The organism is Actinoplanes xinjiangensis (genome assembly GCF_003148685.1).
In the GTDB taxonomy this organism is placed as follows: Bacteria; Actinomycetota; Actinomycetes; order Mycobacteriales; family Micromonosporaceae; genus Actinoplanes; species Actinoplanes xinjiangensis.
The window spans coordinates 418,601-443,490 of record NZ_QGGR01000002.1 but is presented as its reverse complement, the minus strand read 5'-3'; the positions used below and the strand labels follow the sequence as shown (position 1 = coordinate 443,490).

Here is a 24,890-nt window from a genome sequence, read left to right as displayed (position 1 = left end):
TTGCGCACCTGTTCGTGAGGAGGTCTGGTTGTGACAAGCGGGGGTGTCGCGTACGAGCGACGCAGTGCCGCACCGGTGATCGCGCCGGTGCGGCCGCGCAAGCTGGCGAAGGTGCCGTTCGTGGAGCTGGCCGAGGGCCGGCTCCAGGGGGTGGTGTCCAGCGGGTCCGACGTGGAGCGTGTCTACGTCTCCTCGATCACCGCCGGCGACCACGGCTTGAGCTGCAACACCAACAACAACCGGCCGTGCGGGGGCCTCTCCGGCGGCACACGTGCCTGCAATCATCTGCGCGCCCTGGCCGACGCCGCCGTCGCGCAGTACGGCGTGGATCGTGTCGCCCGGTATCTCAAGGTCACCCTCGCCGACGGTGACGACGACCTCTGGTCCGGGCTGCACACGACGACCGCCCCCAACCGGGCCGCCGAGGTGTTCAGCGGGTTCCTGCGCCACCTCGCCTATCTGGAGGTGCCGGCCACCGCCGAGCCGCTGCCCGAGCTGCACTGGTTCCCGGCCGCCGGGACGGTGCGCTGATGCTGGCCGAGGCCCTGCGCACCACACCGGACGGCCTCGCCGAGGCGTTCACCCTGATCGACGGGCTCGACGACGCGCTCGTCCACGGCCTGGCCCGGATCGACGAGGAGCGCGCCGCCGCCCTGGAGTCGTTCGCGGCCGCCTTCACCGGCTCACCGCTCGCCGACCGGGTCACCGACTCGATCGGCAAGATCATCGCCGGGACCGTCACGGACGAGCACCTGGCCGTCCTGGCCGGGGCCCGCGCCGCGCTGACGGGTGCCGCACACGACGCCCTGCTCGGCCGGCTCGACGAGGCGCTCGGCCGGTCCCGCCCGCCGTGGGCGGCGCCGGCCGAGCCGGCGGGGGCCGGGCACCTGCTCGCCGGTGGTCGTTCCTGGCTGCGTGAGCTGGCCCTGGCCGGGTGGCGCGGGGTCGACCACGAGCTGGCCGGCGGCGGCGCACGGGCGATCCAGGCGCTGCTCGCCGAACCGGCCGGGCGCCGGGCGGCGGTGCTGCTCGACGGGTTCGCCGCCGAGCTGCGCAGCGCGGCCCCGGTCGCCACTCTCGACCGGATCCCGGTGCGCCGCTGGGCCGATCTCTGGGCCCGGGCGGTCCTGCTCTCCCAGGACACCTTCCCCGGCTTCGGGTCCCTCCCGGCCGACGGCCGGCTCCTGCTGCTCGGCGTCGACCTGCACGAGCACCCGACGGTCTTCCGGGCCCAGGCGCACGGGCTCCTGGAGGCGCCCGGCGGCGAGGTCCGGCTGGTCCGCGTGAGCGTGGCCGCCGCCAAGGTCGACACGATCAGCGGCTCGTCCGCGTGGCGGATGCTCAGCGCGTTCCCGGTGTTCCGGCAGGCCCTGGCCGGGCAGCGGACGGTCGAGGTGTCCGGCATGCCGCTCACCGCGGCCGGAGACCTGCTCTGGGACGAGTCGCGGGCGGTGCCCGGCGAGGCGGCCGACCCGTTCGCAGTGGCCCGGGTCCGGCTCGGCGGTGTGACCGCCCCGGCGGTGGCCCCGCTCGACCGGCATCCGGCCGTCATCGCCGAGCCGGTCCTGCTGGAGGGCTACACCGCCGGGGCGGAGTCGTTCGAGCTGGGCGGTGTCACGCTCGCCGTCGACACCGACCGGCTGCCCGAGGCCGGCCCGATCACCCCGGCCCTGCTCGCCACCTCGACCGCCTGCCTCGGCCTGCTCCGGTGGGATGCCGGCCGCTGGACGGTGCAGCCACTCGCCGTGCAGGCGGTGGTGCGCCGCAAGCCGGTCGTCGCCCACACCGGCGACTGGGCGCTCGGTCCCACCGAGCCCAAGGCGGCCAAGGCCGAGGCGGCCGCCGGTACCGCCGTCGACGTGCTGCGGGAACGCGCGGGAAGGCTGTTGCGGAAATGAGCGCTGCGGAGACCCGCCGTCAGGTCCTCTACTGGCGGCTGCTGGCCCGGCTCTTCGACCCGGAGGAGCAGGCCACCCTGGAATCGGGCAGCATGGCGATCGTCGGCGACCTGGACCTGCCGGCCGCCCTGCTCGACCCGTCCGTCTCGATCGACACCGTCGTGCAGCGGTTCCCGCAGCTGGCGGCCGAGTTCGACGGTCTGATGAGCGATCCCGGCGACGATCGTGACGGCGAGGTCCGCCGGGCCGCCCTGGTGTCGAAACTGTTGCTCAACGTGTTCGCCACCGGCTCCGGCAACGTGACCGCCGAGCAGTTGCAGCGCTGGCAGGCCGACGCGGGCTGGTTCGAGCGGGCGATGGGGTGCGAGCCCGGCCAGTTGCGCGGCCGGGCGGCCGGCGGGGGTGCGGGTGCCGGCACCGGGGCGGGTGCCGGCACCGGCACCGGGGCCGGTCTGGGTGCCGCCCTGGCCGGGATCGAGGGCGACCTGGTCAGCCGGATGCGGTTGCGCGAGGTCCTCGCCGACAACCGGCTCGCCCGGCAGCTCACCCCGAGCATGTCGCTGATCGAGCAGCTGCTGCGCGACAAGGACAACCTGGACGGAGTGGCGCTGGCCAACGCCAAGGCGCTGATCCGCCGGTTCGTCGACGAGGTGGCCGAGGTGCTGCGCACCCAGGTCGCCCAGGCCAGTACCGGCACGATCGACCGGTCCGTCCCGCCGAAACGGATCTTCCGCAACCTCGACCTCGATCGCACGATCTGGAAGAACCTGCCGAACTGGAGCCCGGAGGACGAGCGGCTCTACGTCGACCGGCTCTATTACCGGCAGACCGCGAAGCGGATCGAGCCGGCCCGGCTGATCGTGGTGGTGGACCAGTCCGGCTCGATGGTCGACGCGATGGTCAACTGCACCATCCTCGCCTCGATCTTCGCCGGTCTTCCCAAGGTCGACGTGCACCTGGTCGCCTACGACACCAGGGCCCTCGATCTCACCCCGTGGGTGCACGACCCGTTCGAGGTGCTGCTGCACACCCACCTCGGCGGCGGCACCGACGGCACGGTCGCCCTCGACCTGGCCCGGCCCAAGATCACCGATCCGCGCAACACGGTGGTGGTCTGGATCTCCGACTTCTACGAGTGGCAGGAGCAGGCCGTCTGGGACGGCATGCAGGCCGTGCACCGCTCCGGAGTCAAGTTCATCCCGGTCGGTTCGGTCAGCAGCGGCGGCCACCAGAGCGTCAACCCGTGGTTCCGGCAGCGCTTCAAGGACCAGGGCACCCCGGTCCTGTCCGGCCACATCAAGAAGCTCGTCACCGAGCTCAAGAACTTCCTCGTCTGATCTCTCACCCTAGGAGACCGTCCCCATGAGTGACATGCTGCGCGCCCCCGCCGAGGTCAAGTACGCGGAGGAGCTGGACTGGCTGGAGTCGGTCGACGACGGCCCGAAGCCGTTCTCCTGGCGGCTCAGCCCGAAGATGGTCCGGCTGTTCGTCCTCGGTTCCGAGCGCGCCGACGGGCTGGAGCGCGAGATCGCCCCGAAATGGTTCGGCGACCGCAGCTTCGTCGAGCGGTCCATCGTCACCCTCGCCTCCGACCGCGGCCTGCTCCTGATCGGCGACCCGGGCACCGGCAAGAGCTGGCTGGCCGAGCTGCTGTCCGCCGCGATCAGCCGCAACTCCACCCTCGTCGTGCAGGGCACCGCCGGCACCACCGAGGACCACATCAAGTATTCGTGGAACGTCTCGATGGTCATCGCGAAGGGCCAGTCCCGGGCCTCGATGATCCCGTCGCCGATCATGACGGCGATGGAGAACGGGGTGATCGGCCGTTTCGAGGAGCTGACCCGGTCCACCAGCGACGTGCAGGACGCGCTGATCTCGATCCTCTCCGAGAAGTATGTGTCGATCCCCGAGCTGGACGACGACAACATCGTCTTCGCCAAGCCCGGATTCAGCATCATCGCCACCGCCAACAGCCGCGACCGGGGCGTCAACGACCTGTCCTCGGCGCTCAAGCGGCGGTTCAACTTCGTCCGCATCCCGGTCGTGACGAACCGGAAGAGCGAGGCCGAGATCGTCCGCTTCCGTACCGAGGAGCTGTTGCGCCGGCACAACATCGAGCTGGAGGTCCCGCCCACCCTGCTCGACGTGCTGTTGCAGAGCTTCGCCGACCTGCGGGCCGCCGCGGCCTCCGCGGGCAGCGACGACGAGCGCCTCGAGTCGGCGCTGTCCACCGCCGAGCAGATCGGCGTCCTGGAGGACGCGATCCTGCACAGCAACTTCTTCGGCGCCAGCGCCCTCACCTCCGAGACCCTCGCCTCGTCGCTGGTCGGCTCGCTGGCCCGGCGCAGCCCGGAGGACCTGGCGATCCTCAACAAGTACTGGCACGGTGTGATCGAGCCGCGCAGCCGGGAGCAGAGCGGTGAGTGGGAGGGCTTCCTCTCCGGCGGCCGTCAGGCGATCGCGACCCTGTCGTGACCAGCCCCTTCGATCCGCTCCGCGATCAGCTGCTGGGCGCGGCCGAGTCCCTCGCGGACGGGCCGGCCGCGCTGCCGGAGATCCTGGCCGGGATCGTCGACGACGTCGACCACGCACTGCGCGAGCCGCTGGAGATCTTCCCGGTCTGCCATCACTCGCCCGCCTCGGCGCTGGCCATGCTCCGGCGGCTGCGCGAGAAACAGCCGAAGGTGGTCTATCTGGAGCTCTGCGAGGACCTGCAGCCGCTGCTCACCGAGCTGCGCAACTGCCGGCTGCCGGTGGCGTTGCAGGCCTTCGCCTCCGAGCTGGACGGGTTTCCCGCGGAGTCCGCGCCGCTCTCGGTGATCGCGCCGATCACCGAGGCGTCCGCCGAGTACCAGGCGATCTCGTACGCCCTGGACACCCCCGGCGTCGAGCTGGTCCTGGTGGACCGGTCCACCGACCACGTCTTCCAGTGGCAGCCCGACGTCTCGTCACCGGCGGGCACCCCGGAGCCGGAGGACGACCTGCACGGCGACGCGGTCGGTGTGGAGATCGGCGATCTGCGGCCCCGCTTCGCCGAGCTGGAGGAGCACCTGCTGCACCACGGGCGGGTGCGGCACTGGTCGGAGTGGTGGGACCAGTATGTGGAGCAGCCGCTGGCCGGTGCCGACCACGAGACGTACCGGCAGGTGATGGTGCTGGTCGGCAGCCTGTTCCGCCGGCTGGCCCCGCACGACACGAAACGGTATGCCGGTGACGAGGACCGGGAACGCTACATGTGGACCCGGATCCGGGAGCACCTCGCCCGGTCCGGCGCCGACCCGGCCGACTGTCTCTACATCTGCGGGGCGTTCCATGCGGCGAGCCGGGTGCCGGAGGCCGGCTCGGCTCCCGGGACCCCGGATTTCACGATCACCCCGCGCACCGGCACGACCTGGCTCTACGGGCTGATCCCGTCCAGCCACTCGGCGATCGAGGCCCAGTTCGGGCTGGCGCCCGGATCGGTGTCGATCGCGGCCGCCACCTGGCAGAAACAGCTCCAGAAACTCCGGCTCACACCGTTCCGGCTGGAGGGGCAGAAAGGCGCCCGGAAGGCCCGGAAGGCGCTGCCGCTGCCGGCCGCCGCGAGCGGACCGGTCGTCGACCACCTGACCGGCTACATGGCCGGGCCGCCGGTGCTCGACGGGCTCGACGAGGAGGAACTGCGCGGCTGGTGCGTCGACATCGTCCGGCTCGCCCGCCGCAACGGCTATCTCGCCAGCACCGCCGACGCGATCGCGGTGTTCGAGACGTCGGTGCTGCTGGCCGGGATGCGCGGGCGGGTGCGGCCGACGCCGTACGACTTCCAGGACGCCGCGGTCACCTGCATCGAGAAGGACACCGTGCCCGGCCGCCGGGACGTGCGCCGGCTCTGCGAGATCCTGCTCGGCGGCGACCGGATCGGGCAGGTCGGCTACGAGGCGCTGCCGCCCCTGGCCCGCGACGTCTACGACCGGCTGGCCCCGCTCGGGCTCGACCTCGAACAGCGCAGCATCCAGCGGGCGTTGCTCGATCTGGCCGCCCGGCCCGAGCTGACCGCCTGCTCACAGTTGCTGTGGATGCTGCGCTATCTGCTGCCCGACCAGGCGGTCCGCCCGATCATGGGCAGCCGCAAGCTCGGCGAGAAACACATCCAGGAGAGCTGGGACCTCGATCTGGGCCGCAACCAGCGTGCCGTCATCGAGCTCGGCTACGAGGGGGTCACCGTCGAGCAGGTGCTCGAACAGCGACTGCGCCGGGACGCCTGGGACCCGAAGGCGACCGCCGCCACCGCGCTCAAGGCGGTGGAGAATTCGCTGCTCTTCCTCCAGAGCCCACGGCTCACCGACGAGTTGGGTGCCCGCGCGATCGAGCTGTTGGCGGCCGAGCGGACCGTCGACGGCGCTCCCGACGTGCTGCGGCGGATCCGCCGGCTGCTCGCGCACTACCGGGCCACCACGCCGGTGCTGCCCGCGTGGTGCGGGCGGTTCGTCACCGAGGGGTATGCCCACTACTGCACGCTGCTGCCGACCGCCTTCGTCGAGGAGGAGACCGGCGTCCGGCAGGTCGGCGCGATGCTCGGCTTCCTGTTCAGCATGGAGAGCCTGGCCCTGTCGCTGGGCTGCGACCGGACCCAGCTGGAGATCGCGGTCCGGCAGTCGCACCCGGAGTCTCCAGCCAAGATCGCGCTGCTCTGGGCGGCGCTGCACCAGCTCGGGGCGCTACCGCTGGCCGACCTGCGGGAACGCGTCGGTGAGCTGCTCGGCAACCCGCTGGTGGTGCCGTCGTTCCCGCAGTACGTGAGCGGTTTCGTGCAGGCGCTCGAGCCGGTGCCGAGGCTGGCGCCGTTCGTGGTGGAGACGCTCTCCCAGGCGTTCGCGCGGCTGCCCGACCCGGTGCTGCTGCCGTGGCTGCCCAACCTGATCACCACGCTGAAGCAGCAGGCCGCCGAACTGGTGCCGGTCCTGACGCGGGAGGCCGGGCGCACCTTCCCGGGGACGCTCGCGGCCCTGGACTCGTGGACGGCCCCGTGGAACGCACCGGCCCGGTCCCGGCCGTCCGCGGGTCCGGCCGGGCCCGGTGGGCCGTCCGGTCCCGCAGCCGCGGCGGTGGCGCTGCTGGCCGCCAACCCGGCCTCGGCGGACGCGGTGGCGGCCCTGCTCGGCTGCGAGGGGGAGTGGACACCGCTCGCCGTCGCATCCGGCGGGGAGGCGACCGTATTGCTCACAGCGTTCCCCGCATCCGCGGAGGCGGTCGCGGAGCTGATCGGCACCTGAGCGGTGCCGGGCCACGCCCGTCCTTCCGGCGGCGAGGGGGCTGCCGGAGGGGTGCCGCGGTCGAGTGGCTGGGCGGCGATAGGGCTGCTGCCCGGAGGGGTGCCTCGGTCGAGTGGCTCGGCGGCGAGAGGGCTGCCGGGCCGCGAGGGGGAACGGCCGCGCCGGCCGGGTGGGGGCCCGGCCGGCGCGGTGAGTGGGGATGCGGGGTGGCTACCGGAGGTAGGTGGTGGTGGATCCGATCTTGCCGGGAGCGGGGGTGGCGCTCGTGGAGAGGACGTAGACGCGCAGGTTGCCCTTGGCGTTGAGGTCGATGGTCAGGGAGCCGCCGGTGACGGTCCTGGTGTCGCCGGTGACCGCGTCGACGTAGGTGCCGTTCGGGATGCCGCTGAAGGTGGCACCGTTCGAGACGGTGATCAGCGCGAAGCTGTCCACACCGCCCGCGGTGTAGCGGCGCTTGTAGGCCATGGTGCCGTTGACTCCCTCGGTGGAGTACTGGCCCATCTGGAGGGCGGGGACCGCCCGGCGGATCTGGTTGAGCCGCTGCACGTGCTTGACCAGCGGCTGGGAGAGTGTGGTGGCGACCTGCCCACTGGCCGAGCTGACCACCCCGTAATCGCCGGCGGTGACACTGCCGGCGAGGTTGGCGCCGTAGTAGGCGCGGCCGGTGGTGGCGAGCGGGCAGGTCGGACCGCAGTCGATCCGCTTGCCGGCCTGGAACTCGATCTCCGAGCCGTAGTACAGCGTCGGGATGCCGCGGAACGTCCACATGAGCGTCATGTTCTCGGCCCATCCGTCGGTGCCACCGGTGTAGCGGGTCGACGACTTGTTCGGGCCGTAGTCGTGCGAGTCGACGTAGACGACGTTGTACGTGGCGTCGTTGACCGAATCGTCGGAGTCCCTGCCGTTCCAGTACGCGTTGTTCGCGTCACCGAAGTTCATGTGCATCCGCATGTCGATGATGTTCATGCCGGAGAACTTCGAGTGGTCGGGCGTGTGATAGCTGTTGCCCGACAGGAACGCGTTGGTGCTGGTCGGCTGGTTGCCCGTACCCAGGTTGTTCTCGTAGTGGAACTGTTCGAGGGCCGCGGCGACGTCGTCGGAGGAGTAGGTCGCCCGTTCCTTCCAGGTGAAGAACTGGGCGGAGTGGTTGACCGAGCCCCGGTTCCACTTGTCGTTCACGAACGCCGCGACCTCACCGAAGATGTAGAAGTCCTTCGCCTTGGCGGCGCCGTACTTCTCGGTCAGGATCTCCTGGAAGGCCGGCAGGAAACGGCGGTTCCAGGTGACGCGCGGGATGTGCACGGCGGTGTCGATACGGAACCCGTCCACGCCCATGTCGATGTACTTCCGATACGCCCCGATCAGGTAGTCCTGCACCACGGCGTTCTCGGTGTTCAGGTCGGCGAGGTCCTCGTGCAGCCAGCAGGATCGGGCGTCCTCGCCCTCCCAGTTGCCGATCCAGCACTGGTGGAAGAGCGTCGCCGGGAACATCCTGTTGGTCGGCTGCGGCCACTGGCAGTGGTAGAGCGTGTAGCCCTCGGGGCTCTTGCCGCCGGTCGCCTTCCCGTAGTCGGGGCACGCGTTGGCGGCCGGTGCCGTGCCGCTCCACAGATCACCGTTGTACGTACGGCCCGCGCTGTCCTCCTCAAGAGGGTCGTAGGTCCTGCCGACGGCCTTCTCGCTGTAGTACCAGCTCCACTGGCTGTCCCGTACCCCGTAGGTGGTCGGGGTGTAGAGGCCGTCGGCGCCCCAGCGGGACGTGTGGTTGAGGACGATGTCCTGGTAGATCTTGAGTCCCTTGGCGTGGGCCGCGTCGATCAGCTGCTGGTACGAGGCGCCGTCGGACTCCAGTCGCGGGTCGACCTCGTAGAAGTCGTAACCGTGGTAGCCGTGGAAGTCGTAGTCGGACCGGTTCAGCACGACCGGCGTGATCCAGATGGCGGAGAAGCCGAGGCCCTTGATGTAGTCGAGCTTGTCGACCAGGCCCTTGAAGTCGCCGCGGAACATCGGGTCGTCGTTCGCCGCGTTGCCCGACCTGGTGTGCTGGCTGCCGCCACGGTTGTTGGCGGTGTCGCCGTCGTTGAAGCGCGCGGTGAGGACGAAGTAGATGCTGTCCTTGCGTGGGTCGCCGCCGAGCATCCCGCCGCCGGCCGGCGGCGGGTCGGCCGCGCCGGTGGTGACGGTCTTCGAGGCGGCGGGGGAGAGGTTGCCGGCCGCGTCGAGGGCCCGCACCTGGTACGTGTAGGTGGTGCCGGCGGTCAGGCCCCGGTCGGTGTATCCGGTGGTCGAGCTGCTCAGGATGGTGCTGCCGCGGGTGATCCGGTAGCCGACGACACCCACGTCGTCGGTGGCGGCGGTCCAGCCGAGGGTGACCGTGGTGCCCGCGGCGGTGGCGGTCAGCCCGGCCGGCGCGGTCGGCGGTGTGGTGTCGGCCGGGGCGGTCGCGCACGGGTCGGCGGCGTCCGGGGTGACGACGCCACCGGTGACGGTGCTCGTGCCGGTGCCCAGGACGTAGTTCCTGCCGGCGTTGTTGTCCCAGGTGCCGGAGCCGTTGTTGAAGACGACCTGCATGCCGGTGGCGCTGCCGAGGTCGAGTTCCTTCTTGTACCAGCCGGCGCAGGCGCTGTGGGCGCTCATCGCGAGACCCGGCACGGTCGTCCAGGAGCCGCCGGTCGGCGCGTAGTGGATGTTCACCGTGGTCCAGGACGTGGGCGCCTGGTAGTAGACGGTCACCGTGGTCGCCGCGTGCGCGGCGGGCAGTCCGGTCAGGAGAAGCAGGGGTACGGCGCAGAGCGCGGCCGACACTCGCCGGAGTATTCGGGACACGGGGCCTCCAACCACCTCGGGGGGAACGGGCGGTGTTGCGGGGGAGATGCGGGCGTAGCGAATCGGTAATCCCGCGTTCACATGACGTGGAAGTTAGCAACTTCTTTCAATTTCTGGAACCCTCCAACGTCCTGCTGCAAGAAGATGCACTGAGATGTCTCGATGTGTGGGTTCGGCGGCGTGACGCGGGCACGACGAAGGGACGTGCCCGGCGCGGTGCCGTCACGTCCCGGAGGGAAGTCGATCTATCGCCTGCCGGCGGCCATCGCCTCGACGCCGGCGATCAGCAGGTCGGCGGCGAAGGTGTAATAGCGGTCCAGGTCGGGTTCGTCGCGATAGGACGACGCGAGCTCGATCATCATCGGGAACCGGTCGGCGGGCATGCCCTCCAGGTGGACCCGCTTCTGCCGGCGCCACTCCGGCTCCTGATCGGCCGGCACTCCCGGCGGGCACCCCGGCTGGCCGCTCACGATGCCGATGCAGCCGTTCAACAGGTACATCGCCACCCAGTAGCCCTCCTCGACGGTGAACCCGGCGTGGCTCAGCAGAGTGAGCGTGTCGTTCGTCGCACGGTTGAAACTCTCGGTCTGCGTCTTGTCGACGGCGTGCATGAGGATCGGCAGCGAGGGGTGGGTGCGCATCACGCCGACCACCGTCTCCACGACTCCGCGTAGCCGTTTCTGCCAGGGGTCGCCGGTGTTCGCATCGGCCCGCACGGTCGAGAGCACGTGGTCGACCATGCCCAGGAGCAGCTCGTCCTTGTTCTTGAAGTGCCAGTAGAGCGCCATCGGGGTGACGCCCAGCTCCTTGGCGAGGCGACGGACCGTCACCGCGTCGAGGCCCTCCTCGTCGGCGAGGCGCAGCGCGCGGTCGGCCACGGCGGCCTTGGTCAGTCGATCACCGGTCACTTGACAACTATACGACGTACGGGTCTCATGTACGAGGTACATGTACACCGTACAAGTACGTCGTACAGGGGGACTTTCTGATGGAGAACAACCGCCGGTGGTGGGCGCTGGTCGCGGTAGCGCTCGGCACCTTCATGACCTACCTCGACAACAACGTGGTCAACGTCGCGCTGCCGTCGATCCAGCGGGACCTGGGCCTCAGCATCGCCGGACTGGAGTGGATCACCAGCGCGTACATCCTGGTCTTCGCCGGGCTGCTGCTCGCCGGTGGCCGCGTCGCGGACGTCCTCGGCACGCGCCTCGCCTTCGTCACCGGACTGGTGATCTTCACGGGCGCGTCGGTCGCGGCCGGGCTCGCCGACGGCCAGGCGCTGCTCATCGGAGCCCGAACGGTCCAGGGCGTCGGCGCGGCGCTGCTCGCCCCCGCGTCGCTGGCCATGCTCCAGGAACTGTTCCCGAACCCGAAGGAGCGGGCCACCGCCATCGGCGTCTGGGGCGGGGTGGGTGCACTCGCTCTCGCCGTCGGGCCGTTCACCGGCGGCGTGCTCAGTGAGCACGTCTCGTGGGGCTGGATCTTCCTGATCAACCTGCCGATCGGCATCGCCACGCTCGCCCTGACACTGATGAACGTGCCCCGCCGGCCGGTCCGCGAGGGGTGGACCCTGCGGCGGCTCGACCCGGCCGGGCTGGCCTCCTCGTCGCTGGGGCTGTTCGCTCTGACGTACGCGCTGATCGAAGGCGCCGCGGAGGGCTGGACCTCGCCGCTCATCCTGGGATCATTTACGGTCGCAGCCGTCGCGGCCGTGGCGTTCGTGCTGCTCCAGAATCGCCATGCCGACGCCATGGTGGACCTGAAGTTCTTCCGCTCCCGGATGTTCTCCGGCGGCCTTCTGGCGATGGGCCTGTGGGCGTTCGGGGTCTTCGGGATCTACTTCTACATGGCGATCTATCTCCAGAACGTCCTCGGATTCTCGCCGACCGAGGCGGGCGCCGCGTTCATCCCGATGGCGATCATCACCGCCGTCGGTGCCGTCCTCGCGCCGCGCCTGGAGATCCGCTTCGGTGTGGCACGGGTGACCGCTTTCGGTCTCGCCGTGATGGCCGCGGCGATCGCCGGCATCGCCGCGTACGGCGAGGGCACCACCTACGGCGACCTGCTGCCCTGGTTCCTGCTCTACGGCGTCGGCGGCGGGCTGCTCATCCCGTTGAACACCGTGGTCGTCGACGCCCTGCCGCCGGAGCGGGCCGGCATCGCCTCCGGCATGCTCAACGTCTCCCGCGAGGTGTTCGGGCTGCTCGGCGTGACCGTGCTCGGCGCGATCCTGAGCAACCGGTCCGAGGCCGCCGGTGGCGACTTCCTGGCCGGCTATCAGTTCTCGCTGGTGGTCGCGGCGGTCCTGGTGGCGGCCGGAGTGCCGCTGAGCCTGTGGATGCTGCGCCGTCAGGCCGGGACCGCAGTGGGCTCTGCCGACACCGAGCGGGAGATCCTCAGCCAGACCACGAAACCCCAGATGACGAAGAGCGCGTAGACCGCGTAGAGGATCGCCGACGGGTAGTAGCCGAAGTGCAGCAACTCGGGCACACCGACCAGATCCACGGCGATCCAGCACAACCAGAACTCCACCCAGCCGCGGGCCATCGCATAGGTCGCCAGCATCGAGCCCACGAAGATCCACGAGTCCGCGAGGTAGTACCACCAGGGGACCGGGAAACCGGCCCCGATCTCCCGGAACACGAAGAAGCAGACGCCCACCGCGGCCAGGGCGAGCGGGATGAAGATCAGGCGCTGCCGCGGGCTCGCCCAGTGCGGGACCACGGCGGTGCCGTGGTCCCGCCGGCGGTTGCGCTGCCATGCCCACCAGCCGTACACACTGGTTATCAGGAAGAACACCTGCCGGGCAGCCTGGCCGTAGAGCGGGGTGCCCTGGTCGTTGCCGAGCGCCTGACCCAGGAAGACGGTGAACAGCAGGACGTTGCCGACGATCCCGACCGGCCAGGCCCACGCGTTGCGGCGCAACCCGAACAGCGCCGAGCCCAGCCCGAACGCGTTGCCGACGATCTCCCGCCAGTAGATGGCCTGACCATCGGTCACCTGCCACTTGGCGTCGTAGAAGGCGGTAAGCATTTGATCGATCCAGGTCACGGCTTATCCTAGGCCGTGACCTCCCGCCTCTACGTCGACGAGCCGGGCTCGGCGCTCTGGTATGACCTGGACGACCCGACCGACGACGAACTGCGGGACCTCGCCACCCGGTTCGGGTTGCACCCGCTCGCCGTCGAGGACGCGCTCGAGGAACACGAACGGCCCAAAGTGGACCGGTACGAGAACCACCTGTTCCTGAACGTCTACGCCGTCGGTTTCGACGGCGAGCCGCGCAAGACCGAGATCAGCGCGTTCATCACCCCGCAGGCGCTGATCACCGTGCACCACGCGCCGTTCGCGACGTCGAGGACCACGCCCGGCACGCCCTGGACCTGATCGAGCACTCCCGGATCCGGATCACCGAACTGCTCGACGACGATCTGGCCGAGCAGAGCAACGAACTCAACGTGGTCACCCGCAAGCTCGCGGCCTGGGCGGCGATCATCGCCATCCCCACCGCACTGACCGGATACTTCGGGCAGAACCTGCCGTATCCGGGATATGAGCAGTGGTGGGGATTCGTCGTCAGCACGGCGTTGATCGTGGTGACGGCCGGCGGACTGTACTTGTACCTGAAACGCCGCAACTGGTTGTGAACCGGTTAAGTATTCGCCGTCCACAGGGGTCCCCGGACAGCCGCCTGATCGCGTAACGTGCCCCGCAACCGGGGGAGGGGTGACATGTTCGCGCTCGTGTTCGGCGCGGTGCGGACCCGAGCCGCACAGGTGCTGACCATTCTGGTCCTGACCGTGCTCGCGGCCGCCGTCGCCGCGGCCGGTCCGTGGTATGGGTTCGCCGCCGTGAACAACGCCGCCGACGCCTACCTGGACGCGGCGCCGTCCAGCCAGCGCACGGTCGCGGTGACCAGCCGCCTCGACACCCGCGGCGACCCCGCGGGCACCCTGAGCCGGTTCGCCGATCAGGTGCGGGCCGGTCTGCCGCCCGGGACCGGCACCGGGCTCAAGGGACTCTCCGCGTCGATCAGCGTGCAGACCGGGTCCACCAGCACCACCATCGACCTGGCGTTCCGCGACGAGTTCTGCGACCGCGTCCGGCTCGACGGTGCCTGCCCGGCGTCGGCCGGTGAGGTGGCCCTCAGCCACGACGCGGCACGGCAGCTCGGCGTCGCGACCGGCGACGTGCTGACCGTCCTCACCACGACCTCCGGAGTCCCGCTGAAGCTCACGGTGACCGGGCTCTACGCCCGCACCGACCCCACCGGGACGTACTGGTCGAGTCGCCTGTTCCGGTCCGCGTCCGGGCCCGACCCGATATTCACCGTGACGGGCACCTTCGCGCACAAGCATCTGAGCAGCCCCACCGTGGCGTACGACGTGGTGCTCCCCAACGCCCTGCTGCGCGGTGACGGCGGGTTCGACCTCAGCGCCGCGCTTCTCGCCTCGGACCGGTTGCTCGGCCAGTCCCAGCTGCGGCTCAACAGCCAGGCCACCCCGCTGCACCTGGCGATCGTCCGCGACCGCGGCACCATCCTGGAGGGGATCTCGGCCTCCGGCCTGCAGCTGCTGGTCGTCACCTGGTTCGCGCTCGGCCTCGCCGGGTGGTACACGTTGCGGGACAGGCGGGCCGACGCCGCCCTGCTGAAACTGCGCGGGGTGAGCCGGTTCGGCCGGCTGCGCCTGGCCCTCGGCCAGCACCTCGTCCCGCTGATCGGCGGCGCGCTGATCGGCACCCCCCTCGGTTACCTGGTGGCCTGGGCACTGGCCGGCCCGGTGCCGGTCGCGGTGGACCGGCAGACCGCGCTGCTCTGGAGCGTGCTGTCGGTCGGCGCGGTGCTGGCCGGCGGCTTCGCGGTGCTGGCCGCCGTCGAGGCCACCGTGCTCGGCCGGCCGGTCTCCGCACTGCTCCAGCGGGCCGGCTCCGGGCGCGGCGCCTGGCGGCCCGCCCTCGTCGACGTGGTCCTGCTCGCGGTCGCCACCGCCGCCCTCTACCAGGTGCGTTCGGCCGGCTCCGGCGACGGCCTGGGCCGTGCCGCCCTGGCCCTGGTCGCGCTCGCCGTGGGCCTGATCGCCGCCCGTCTACTCAACCGGCTCACCGACCGGGGCGGCGCCGCGGCCCTGCGCGCCGGCCGGTTGCGGGCCGGTCTGACCGCCCTGCGGATCTCCCGGTCGCCCGGCTCGGACCGGCTGTTCGTGCTGGTCGTCGTCTCCGTCGCGCTGTTCGTCACGGCGGCCGGCGGATGGGCCGCCGAGAGCGCCGGCCGGACCGCCCGCAGCGACGCCGAACTCGGCGCGAGCCGCGTGCTGACCGTCGGGGCGGCCAACCGGACCGTCCTGCTGAACGCGGTCCGCACCGCCGACCCGGGCGGCCGCGAGGCGATGGCCGTGGTCCGCAACCGCAACGACACCGCCCAGGTCCTCGAGGTGGACACCGCACGGCTCGCCGCGGTCGCCGCCTGGCGCTCCGAGTACGGTCCGCCCGGTGTGCTGCCGGACGCCGTGGCCGCCGCCTCGATGACCCCCTTGCCACTGGTCACCGGCGACCGGTTGACCGTGACCGTCCGGCGCGAGAGCGCCGGGGTCGTGGCGCTCACCCTCCATCTGCTGAACGAGACGACCGGGCAGCCGGTGAAGGTGTCGTTCGGCGGGCTGCGTGCCGGCGACCAGAAGGTCACGGCGCCGGTGACCGGCTGCACGGCGGCGCCCGGCTGCCGGCTGGTCCGCTGGGAACTGACCGGCCCGCCCCGTCCGGACGGGCGGGTACGACCGTCACCGCCCGGGTCCGTGGTCGTCCTGCGCGGGCTCGATCAGGGCGGCGCCGTCCTCGGCGGGGCCGCGCTCGGTGACATCACCCGCTGGCGGGTCGGCACCACCGGCGCCGCCATCGACCTGGTCGCGGCCGACGGGACCCTCCGGCTGGCCGCCGACGACAACACCACCGAGGTGGACCGGATCGGTATCGAGGCGTGGGCGTCCGACCACCTGCTGCCGCTGCCCGCCCTGCTGGCCGGGCCGGTTCCGGACAGATGGCGCGACGGCGAGGCACTTCTTCCGGGGTATGGGGAGCTCACGCCCGTACAGGTGGTCCGGAATGTGACGGCTCTGCCCGCCGTCGGCAGCTCCGGTCTGATCGTCGACCTGGACAGCACCCGCCGCCTCGCCGCCGACTCCGACCCCGGCGGCCAGTTCCAGGTGTGGCTCGCGCCGGACGCCCGGCCCGGCATCGTCGACGCCCTCACCGCGGCCGGCCTGACCGTCAGCGACGACACCGACGTGGCCGGTCTGGCCGCCCGCCTCGGCACCCAGGGCCCGGCCGTCCTCGTCCGTTTCGAGCTGCTGGCGGGCGTCGCCGCGCTGCTGCTGGCGGCCGTCGCCGTCGCCGTCGCGGCCACCGTGGACCGGCGTTCGCTCGCCGAGCAGCTGGCCGCGCTACGCCTCCAGGGCCTGCCCCGCCGCGTCACGGTGAGCACCGGGTGGGCGGGCACCGCGGCCCTGATCGTGGCCGGTCTCGCCGGTGGGGTGCTGGCCGCGCTGCTGGCCGTCGACGTGACCGGCCGGACGGTTCCGCCGTTCACCGACGGCTGGGCCGTGCTGCCGCCACCCGGCCCGCTGGACCCGGTGACGACGGCACTGGCCGTGGTGGTGGCGCTGGCCGTGCTCGGCGTGACCGGCCGGATCGCCCTGCAACCGCTGATGAGAAGCCTGCGCGACAGGGAGGCGGGCCGATGATCTCCCTGGTCCTGGCGATGGTCTGGAACCGGCGCGGCCAGGCGGTCACCCTGGCACTGCTGGCGATGCTCGCGGTCGCCTCCGCGGTGGCCGCCCCGGCCTACCTGATCGCGGCCGAGCGGGCGGTCGCCGACGGCCAGATCGCGACCGCGCCGACCAGCGAGCTGACCCTGTCGACCCGCCGCACCAGCGACAGCCTCCAGGAGGCGTCCCCCAGCGTCGGGATCGAGTTCCCCGATGTGGGGCGGGTGCTGCTGCTCGGCCTCGGTGGCTTCGCCTTCTATCACTCCGCCGAGGTGCCGACGGTCGGGCTCTCTCCCACCAACGACTTCCCCACCCGGTTCGTGTTCCGTCAGGAGGTCTGCGCCCATGTGCAGCTGACCGCCGGCCGCTGCCTGATCGGCGAGGGCGACGTGCTGATCGGTGAGAAGACCGCCGAGCAGCGGAAGCTGACCGCCGGCGACACGATCTCGCTGACCGCGGCCCGGATGAACGGCCTGGTGCGCCCGCCCACCTGGGAGCCCGACGGCCCGCCCAAGAAACTGACCGTGGTCGGCGTCTACCGGGTCCCCGACAGCAGCTCGGCGTACTGGGGACTCCACGGCTACTTCGTCTCCGGCGACGGCATCGGGCCGGGCGAACCGGTCTTCACCACCGCCGGCACCCTCGAGACGACCAAGCGGACCACCACCACCATGTCGATCGACGGTGTCGCCCAACCCGGCACCCTCGACATCGACCGGCTCGACCAGCTCCGTGCCGACATGGAACGGCTCGACGCCACCGCCGCCGAGCTGGAGGACTCGCTCCAGTTCAACAGCGGCATCCCGCGCCTGCTCGACCGGATCGACGAGGGCCGGGCCGCCGCCCGGCTGCTGGTCCCGGTGCTGGCCGTGCCGCTCGTGCTGCTCGCCTGCTTCACCATCTACCTGACCGTCGGTTACGGGGCGGAAGGCCGCCAGAGTGAGCTCGCCGTCGTGGCGCTCCGCGGCGCCCGCTGGTGGACCCGATGGTGGCTGGCCACCGGGGAGAGCCTGGTCGCCGTGCTGGGCGGCGCGGTCGCCGGCTGCCTGGCCGGACAGCTGCTGGTCAACGGTGTGGCGGCGGCGCTGTTCCCCGGTGTCGGGACGGCACCGGCCCTCACCTCCCTGCGGTTCGCGCCGCTGGCCGCGGCGGCCGCACTCGTCGCCGCGGTGGCGGCCCAGCGGCGACAGCTGATCAGCCCGGTCAGCCGGCTGCTGCGGCGCACCCCACCCGCGGACCGCCGCCGGCTGGCCGCCGCCGAGGCCGTCGTCGCGGTGCTCGCCATCGCCGCCGGCGTCCAGTACTTCGTCTCCGACGATCCGCTCACCGGGTTCGGGCTGTTCGCACCCGCCCTGATCGTGCTGGCCCTGGCACTGGTCGCGGCCCGCCTGCTGTTGCCGCTGGTCAACCGCTATGCCGTTCGCGCTCTGCACGGCGGCCGGCTCGGTGTCGCGCTCGCCGGCATCCAACTGTCCCGCCGGCCCGGCGCCGGCCGCCTGTTCGCGCTGCTGGTCGCCTCGGTCGCGGTCGCCGGATACGCCGCCTGCACCGTCGACACCGCCGCCGGCGGCCGGGACGTCGAAGCGTCGCTCGGCACCGGCGCCGAGCGGGTCCTCGTCGTTCAGCCGGTCACCCGGCAGGGCCTGCTCACCGGAGTCCGCGCCGTCGACCCGGACGGCCGGTTCGCGATGGCCGTCGTCCGCATCCCCGGCGGCTCCTCGACGCCGCCCGGTCTCGCGGTGGACACCCGGGCCCTGGCCGCGGTCCCCGCCTGGTCGGCCGGCGCCCCGAGCCGCGACGGACTGAGCGACGTGCTCCACCCGGAGCAGCCGCCCCCGCCGGTCACCTTCGCCGATCCGGACATCGCGATGGAGGTCACCGCCGCCACCACCGGCGTCATGCAGCTGGCGGTCTCCCTCTCGGCGAATGACGGCCCCGGGGTGCAGATTCTGGAGTTTGGCGACCTGAAACCCGGCACACACACCTACCGGGAGAACGTGGAGATCTGCGAGAAGGGATGCCGGCTCAACGCCGTCCGGATCTCCGGGACGGGCAGCAACGTCGAGGCCACCGGCGAGGTGGTGATCCGCGGCATGCGGACCGCCACGCCCGCCCCGCTCACCGACCCCGGCCGCTGGCGTGCCACCCCGGCGGCAAAGCTGTCCGCGGCGCCCGACGGTCTGCGGGCCGACCTCAAAGTCACCGGAGCGGTCACCGACACCGCCTGGATCCAGCCGGTCACCACGCCGTATCCACTACCCATCGCGTACGCCGGAAATCCGCCCGCCTCCGGCACGATCATCGACTCGGGCGCCACCACCATCCCGGTCACGTCCGCGGTCGCCCTGCCGGCCGTGCCCGCCATCGGCCGCCAGGGCGTCATCGTCGACCTCGAGTACAGCGACCTGATCTCCGTCGCCCCGAAGCTCGTGTCGCAACCCGAGGTCTGGCTGAACGCCGACGCACCCGCCGAGATCGTCGACCGGCTGGCTCAACACGGCCTCCAGGTCGTCTCCGAGACCTCTGCCGCCCAGGTCAAAGCCGGACTCGACCGGCAGGGACCGGCCGTCGCGCTCTGGTTCCACCTGCTCGCCGCGGTCCTCGCCGGGCTGCTCGGGGCCGGGGCGCTCGCGCTCACCGTCGCCGTCGACCGGGCCCGGCGCACCGAGGATCTCACCGCGCTGCGCACCCAGGGGCTCCGTCCGCGGCCGGCCGGACTGGCGACCCTCTGGACGTACCCGGTGCTCGTCGTCATCGCGACCACCGTGGGCCTGCTGGTCGCGGCCGCGGCCTGGCGGCTCACCGGGTGGGCGCTGCCGCTGGCCGGTCTCACCCCGCCCGACCTGCCGCTGCCCACCTGGCCGAGGCCCACGGCGCTGCTGGCGGCCGCCGGTGCGGTCCTCGTCGTCCAGTTCCTGGTGGCAGTGCTGAGCGGACGCGACCTCCGGCGCCGGATCGAGTCACGATGACGGCCCGCCGCGCACGGGAGCGACCGATTCCGATTACCGGCCTTCCTCCGGTGGGCCGGCTTGCGGGCCTTCCTTCGGCGGGCCCGGCTTGCGGGCCCTCCTCCGGTGGGCCGGGTTGCGGGTCTTCCTTCGGCGGGCCGGGCTTACGGGCCCTCCTCGGGCGGGCCGGGTGTGCAGTGACTGACGTTGGCAGGTGGCCATGACGTGGAGGAGACGACGATGGGGACGCTGACCGTGGAGGCGGCCGAGTTCGGGTACGGCGACGGCGGCTCCGTGCTGACCGGGGTGACCGTGACCGCCCGTCCCGGGGAGGTGCTCGCGATCACCGGGACGTCCGGAGCCGGCAAGACCACCCTGCTCAACGCGATGGCCGGCCTGCTGTCCCCGCGCGCCGGCACGGTGACGGTCGACGGGGCGGCGCTGACCGGCCGGGATCACGCCGTCGCGCTCAACGTGGTGCTGATCCCGCAGGACAACGGTCTCGCGGCGATCCTGACCGCCGCCGAGAACGTGTCGGTGGCGGTGATCGCCACCGGTGGCAGTCCTGCGGACGCCCGCCGGCGCACCGCGGACTCACTCGAGGTGCTGGGCCTCTCCGGTCAGGCGAACCAGTTGATCGACGAACTGTCCGGCGGTCAGCAGCAGCGCGCCGCACTGGCCCGGGGCCTCGCCCTGCGGGGTGACATCGTGCTCGCCGACGAGGTGACCAGCGAACTCGACGCCGCCAACCGGCAGCGTGTGCTCGACCTGCTGCGTGCCGAGGCGGCCCGGGGCGCGGCCGTCGTCTTCGCCACCCACGACCCGGAGGCGGCGGCCGCCTGCGACCGCGAACTCCACCTCGCCGACGGCGCCGCCACCTGGCCCCGCCCCTGACCTCTGCTGCGGTGGGGCGGTGCTCCAGGCGTACCTCTGACGGGTGGTGTCAGGCCGCGGTCTCGTGCCCGGACGGCACCAGGGTGACCTCGCCGTCGATGTGCGCGACCGTGAACAGGGTGCCCGGCGGGTAGGAGCCCAGCACCTCCGGTGGCAACTGGACCGTGCCGTCGCCGGCGACCACCGCGAAGTCCTGGCCGTCGCGGCCCTCGGCGCCGACGCGCCCGTCGCGGATGGTGACGGCCCGGCCCAGGCGGGCGCCGACCTCGTTGTCGTGCGTGACGACGATGATGGTGGTCTGGCGTTCGGTGTTGACCGTCTCCAGAGCGTCGAGGACCTCGTCGCGGCCCGCGGTGTCGAGGCGGCTGGTCGGCTCGTCGACCAGGAGCAGGCCGGGACCGGTGGCGATGCCGACGGCGAGGGCGGCCCGCTGACGGCCGCCGGGGGTGAGGTCGGCGAGCCGGCGGCGGCCCTGGCCGGGCAGGCCCACCAGGTCGAGGATGCGGTCCGGGTCGTCGAGTTCGATGCCGCGGGTGTGTGCGGCCCGCCGCTGGGCGAGCCAGATGTTGCGGTGCAGGGTGGCGTACGGGAGCAGGTTGCGGGCGGCGCCCTGGAGAACGACGCCGATCTCGGTGCCGCGCAGCCGGGAGATCTCGCCGTCGGAGAGTTTGCCCATGTCGTAGGTGCCGATGTTGATACGGCCGGCGGACGGGCGCATCAGGCCGGAGAGCAGGGCGATCAACGTGGATTTGCCGGAGCCGGACGGGCCGACGAGGGCGAGGGTCTCGCCGGGGGCGATGGATAGGTCGACACCGGCGAGAGCGACCACGTCACCGGCCTCGGCCCGGTAGATGTGGACGACACGGCGGCACGCGACGGCGAGTCCGTTCATGGCTGTCAAGTTAGTCGAGCCAGGACCGGTGTTTCGACCCCGGCGGACGGCCTTTTATCCTCGGGCCGTGCGCGACATCGCCGTTTTCACCGGATCCGCCCATCCTGATCTTGCGAAGGAGATCTGCGAGCACCTCGCCGTGCCGCTGATGCCTACCCGGATCGACCGCTTCGCCAACGACTGCATCGAGGTCCAACTACAGGGCAACTGCCGGGAACGCGACGTGTTCCTGATCCAACCGCTGGTCCCGCCGACCCAGGAACATCTCGCCGAACTGCTGTTCATGCTGGACGCGGCGCGGGGCGCGTCGGCCGCCCGGATCACCGTGGTGCTCCCGCACTACGCGTACGCCCGTAGTGACAAGAAGGACGCCCCGCGTATCTCGATCGGGGGACGTCTGGTCGCCGACCTGCTCACCACCGCCGGCGCCGACCGGGTGCTGGCGATGACCCTGCACTCGCCGCAGGTGCACGGATTCTTCAGCATCCCGGTGGATCACCTGCACGCGCTGCGCGAGCTGGCCCACCACTTCCGTGGCTACGACCTGAGCAACACCGTGGTGGTCTCGCCCGACCTGGGCAACGCCAAGGAGGCCGCGGCCTTCGCGCGGATGCTGGGGATCGAGGTGGCGGCCGGCGCGAAGCAGCGGTTCGCCGACGACAAGGTGGTGATCAGCTCGGTGATCGGTGAGGTCGCCGACCGGGACGTGATCGTGCTGGACGACGAGATCGCCAAGGGCAGCACGGTGTTCGAGCTGCTGGCCCGGCTGCGCGAGCGCAACGTACGCAGTGTCCGGGTGGCGTGTACGCACGGCCTGTTCAGCAACGACGCGGTGCGGCGCCTCTCGGCGGAGAAGGAGATCGAGGAGATCGTCTGCACCAACACGGTGCCGATCCCGAAGCACAAGGCCACCGACAAGCTGACCGTCATCTCGGTGGCACCGGCGCTGGCCGAGGCCATGCGGCGGATTCACAACGGCGAGTCGGTGAGCGCACTGTTCGCCTGATTCTGGCAAATCGGCCTCACCGGCCTCAGGAAACGCGAATCATTACCGCATGGGTGTCATGGCTTCCCCCCTCCGGTACGCGCTTGCCGACCTTGCCCTCGCCCTCAGCCGAGCGGTGACGGACCCGGCCGAGGTACGGTCCACGGCCGCCCGCGCCGCCGCCGACATGGTCGGTGACGGCGCGGGTGTGCAGCTGCTCCGCGACGACGGGCACTACGAGCAGATCTCCTACCACCACGTCGACAACGAACGATCGGCACCGCTGGCCCGGGATCTGTCCCGGGCCGGCCAGACCCCCGACGACGAGTTCTCCACGACTCTGGCGGCGAGCCGTCGCCCGATCGTGCTGGCCGGTGAGTCGGCCGCCGGTCTGGCCTCCCCCGAGCTGTCGGTCACCGCGGCCATTCTGTGCCCGGTGATCGTCGACAACACGTACTCCGGCTATCTGATCCTGACCCGGCACACCCCCGATGCCCTGTACTCCACCCAGGAGGTGGAACTGGCCCGGGACATCGCCGGTGAGCTGGCGCTGGCGGTCAGTTCATCGCGCGCCCAGGAGCGGCTGCGCAACGCCGAGGAGCGCTACCGCCGGGTACTGGAGACGATCCCGGAGGGTGTGCTGCAACTGGACCCGCACGGGGTGGCCACCTACGCGAACGAGCCGATCGGTGTGGTCCTGGGCATGCCCCGGGCCGAGCTGATCGGGGTGTCGCTGCGCGGCTTCCTCGACAACGTGGGCCAGAAGGAGCTCGACCGGCGGATCAACGAGTGCCGTACCGGCCGGTCCACGGTCGGTGCGACCCGGCTGATGCGCGCGGACGGGTCCCGGCGCAGCGTCCGGGTCAGCATGATGCCGGTGCAGGACGAGAGCCACGAGTTCGCCGGCGTGCTGTGCATGATCACCGACACCACCGACCACATCGACGCGCGCGGCCTGAAACGGCAGCTCGACCACCTGCGCCGGCTGGACAGCCTCGGTCATCTGATCGGCGGCCTGTCGCACGACTTCAACAACCTGATGACCGTGGTGGCCGGCTCGGCGGACATGATCCTCGGCACCGCCGACGAGGACTCGCCGCACCACCAGCTCGCCAAGGACATCCTGGACGCGGTCGGCACCGGGCGTACGCTCACCCACCAGCTGCTGGCGTTCGGCCGCAGCGAGGGGCACCGGCCCGAGGTGATCCCGATCCCGGATCTGCTCACCGACGTGCAGGCGCTGTTCAGCCGGACGCTCGGCGAACGCATCGGCCTGGACCTGGCGTTCGGCCCGGACGTGTGGCCGGTGAAAGCCGAACGCGGCCCGCTCGAACAGGCGCTGGTCAACCTGGCGGCGAACGCCCGGGACGCGATGCTGCACGGCGGCATGGTCCGGGTGACCGCGACCAACGAGACGGTCGAGCCGGGCCAGCTGGCCGAGGGCGCTCCGACCGGCAAGCTGGTGCACCTGGTGGTCACCGACACCGGCACCGGCATGGACGACGAGGTCCGCAAGCGGGCGCTCGAGCCGTTCTTCACCACCCGCCCGACGGCCGCCGGACTGGGCCTGGCGACGACCGCCGGGATCGTGCACAACCTGGGCGGGCACATCGAGCTGGAGTCGAAGCCCCGGATGGGGACGACCGTACACATCTATCTGCCGGCCGCCGAGCAGAAGCCCGGCACATCGGGGGAGCGGCAGCAGAAGACCGCGGTGATCGGCCGGGTGCTGATCGTCGAGGACCAACCCGACGTCGCCCAACTGGTACGCCGGCTGATCGAGCCGGCCGGGTACGAGATCGCGGTCGCCACCGACGCGCTGATGGCGGTCACCCAGGTCGCCTCGGGCGCCCGTCCCGACCTGCTGATCACCGACGTGGTGATGCCGACGATGACCGGGCCGGAACTGGCCGGGGCGCTGCGCACGCACCAGCCGGATCTGCCGGTGCTCTACATGTCCGGTTACACGGCGGCGTCACTCGGCCCGCAGCTGCAACTGGACGACAACAGCATGCTGCTGGAGAAACCGTTCACCCGGTCGACGCTGCTGGGTGCGATCAGATCCCTGTGCGGCCCGCAGCCACCGGCCCCGCAGCGCTGAACGGCAGCCACGACGGCGGGCCTGCGACCCCCACCCAAAGGGTGAGAGTGCAGGCCCGCCGTCACGTCGAGCAACACCTCGCACCCCGTGGCCGTTGAGACGACGTTGGCGTCCAGCCGGGCGGAGGTAGCTGGTTCCTACCGCTGTCTCAACTGCGTTGAGACGGCGTTGGCGTCCAGCCGGGCGGAGGTGGCTGGTTCCTACCGTCGTCTCAACTGCGTTGAGACGACGCTGGCGTCCAGCCGGAGGAAGGCGGCTGGCTCCTACCGCTGTCTCAGAGCCCGCGAGACAGCGGTGAGAGCCAGCCGAGGGTGCGGGGCTGGTTGTCACCGT

17 protein-coding genes are annotated in these 24,890 nt (G+C 71.5%); 13 read left to right on the top strand and 4 right to left on the bottom strand.

Annotated features, from left to right (window positions below):
* Positions 1–30 precede the first annotated feature (30 nt).
* Genes BC793_RS05475 through BC793_RS05455 form a run of 5 tightly spaced genes read left to right on the top strand, consistent with a single transcriptional unit; the run spans position 31 to position 7,150 of the window.
* Entirely contained in the window at positions 31–531 is a 501-nt protein-coding gene (locus BC793_RS05475) for a hypothetical protein (RefSeq protein ID WP_109589800.1), read from the top strand.
* Complete coding sequence (locus tag BC793_RS05470; RefSeq protein ID WP_109589794.1) at positions 531–1,898, top strand: hypothetical protein; 1,368 nt, start codon at positions 531–533, stop codon at positions 1,896–1,898. The genes BC793_RS05475 and BC793_RS05470 overlap by 1 nt, the downstream gene beginning before the upstream one ends.
* A complete protein-coding gene (locus BC793_RS05465) occupies positions 1,895–3,235 on the top strand; it encodes a vWA domain-containing protein (RefSeq protein WP_109589792.1) in 1,341 nt (446 codons plus the stop codon). Before BC793_RS05470 ends, BC793_RS05465 begins: the two co-directional genes overlap by 4 nt.
* Positions 3,236–3,260: 25 nt before the next feature.
* Positions 3,261–4,373 (top strand): ATP-binding protein, encoded by a 1,113-nt coding sequence (locus tag BC793_RS05460; protein ID WP_109589790.1) that lies wholly within the window; start codon positions 3,261–3,263, stop codon positions 4,371–4,373.
* A complete protein-coding gene (locus BC793_RS05455; protein WP_109589788.1) occupies positions 4,370–7,150 on the top strand; it encodes a DUF5682 family protein in 2,781 nt (926 codons plus the stop codon). The genes BC793_RS05460 and BC793_RS05455 overlap by 4 nt, the downstream gene beginning before the upstream one ends.
* Positions 7,151–7,360: 210 nt before the next feature.
* Here the strand turns inward: BC793_RS05455 and BC793_RS05450 are convergent, their stop codons facing one another.
* Together BC793_RS05450 and BC793_RS05445 are read right to left on the bottom strand one after the other, a co-directional pair.
* Positions 7,361–9,976, bottom strand: coding sequence for an alpha-amylase family glycosyl hydrolase (locus BC793_RS05450; RefSeq protein ID WP_203896006.1), 2,616 nt, complete (start codon positions 9,974–9,976; stop codon positions 7,361–7,363).
* Positions 9,977–10,221: 245 nt separating this feature from the next.
* Positions 10,222–10,884: a TetR/AcrR family transcriptional regulator gene (locus tag BC793_RS05445; protein ID WP_239169649.1), complete on the bottom strand. Its 663-nt coding sequence runs from the start codon at positions 10,882–10,884 to the stop codon at positions 10,222–10,224.
* A gap of 80 nt (positions 10,885–10,964) precedes the next feature.
* Between BC793_RS05445 and BC793_RS05440 the strand changes: the two genes are divergently transcribed.
* On the top strand, positions 10,965–12,413 hold the full coding sequence (locus BC793_RS05440) for a DHA2 family efflux MFS transporter permease subunit (RefSeq protein WP_109589782.1): 1,449 nt from the start codon (positions 10,965–10,967) through the stop codon (positions 12,411–12,413).
* Here the strand turns inward: BC793_RS05440 and BC793_RS05435 are convergent.
* Positions 12,326–13,009: a nicotinamide mononucleotide transporter family protein gene (locus BC793_RS05435; RefSeq protein ID WP_373871184.1), complete on the bottom strand. Its 684-nt coding sequence runs from the start codon at positions 13,007–13,009 to the stop codon at positions 12,326–12,328. The genes BC793_RS05440 and BC793_RS05435 overlap by 88 nt on opposite strands.
* A 33-nt stretch (positions 13,010–13,042) precedes the next feature.
* Between BC793_RS05435 and BC793_RS51080 the strand changes: the two genes are divergently transcribed.
* The 5 genes from BC793_RS51080 to BC793_RS05410 all read left to right on the top strand — a co-directional run bounded on the left by BC793_RS51080 (position 13,043) and on the right by BC793_RS05410 (position 20,579).
* Complete coding sequence (locus BC793_RS51080) at positions 13,043–13,363, top strand: CorA family divalent cation transporter (protein ID WP_239169648.1); 321 nt, start codon at positions 13,043–13,045, stop codon at positions 13,361–13,363.
* On the top strand, positions 13,354–13,623 hold the full coding sequence (locus BC793_RS51075) for a CorA family divalent cation transporter (protein WP_307784558.1): 270 nt from the start codon (positions 13,354–13,356) through the stop codon (positions 13,621–13,623). Before BC793_RS51080 ends, BC793_RS51075 begins: the two co-directional genes overlap by 10 nt.
* Before the next feature lie 84 nt (positions 13,624–13,707).
* Positions 13,708–16,713, top strand: coding sequence for an FtsX-like permease family protein (locus BC793_RS05420; RefSeq protein WP_146246191.1), 3,006 nt, complete (start codon positions 13,708–13,710; stop codon positions 16,711–16,713).
* A complete protein-coding gene (locus BC793_RS05415) occupies positions 16,710–19,706 on the top strand; it encodes an FtsX-like permease family protein (protein WP_109589774.1) in 2,997 nt (998 codons plus the stop codon). The genes BC793_RS05420 and BC793_RS05415 overlap by 4 nt, the downstream gene beginning before the upstream one ends.
* A gap of 219 nt (positions 19,707–19,925) precedes the next feature.
* Positions 19,926–20,579 carry an ABC transporter ATP-binding protein gene (locus BC793_RS05410; RefSeq protein ID WP_109590376.1) on the top strand — a complete coding sequence of 218 codons (654 nt, stop codon included), beginning with the start codon at positions 19,926–19,928 and terminating at the stop codon, positions 20,577–20,579.
* Between the two features lie 49 nt (positions 20,580–20,628).
* On the opposite strand, the gene BC793_RS05405 is transcribed toward BC793_RS05410, so the two are convergent.
* Positions 20,629–21,471, bottom strand: a complete 843-nt coding sequence (locus tag BC793_RS05405; protein ID WP_109589772.1) for an ABC transporter ATP-binding protein — start codon at positions 21,469–21,471, stop codon at positions 20,629–20,631.
* 67 nt (positions 21,472–21,538) lie between these two features.
* Between BC793_RS05405 and BC793_RS05400 the strand changes: the two genes are divergently transcribed.
* Together BC793_RS05400 and BC793_RS05395 are read left to right on the top strand one after the other, a co-directional pair.
* Positions 21,539–22,477, top strand: a complete 939-nt coding sequence (locus tag BC793_RS05400) for a ribose-phosphate diphosphokinase (protein WP_109589770.1) — start codon at positions 21,539–21,541, stop codon at positions 22,475–22,477.
* 58 nt (positions 22,478–22,535) lie between these two features.
* Complete coding sequence (locus BC793_RS05395) at positions 22,536–24,557, top strand: hybrid sensor histidine kinase/response regulator (RefSeq protein WP_239169647.1); 2,022 nt, start codon at positions 22,536–22,538, stop codon at positions 24,555–24,557.
* The last annotated feature ends 333 nt before the right edge of the window (positions 24,558–24,890 follow it).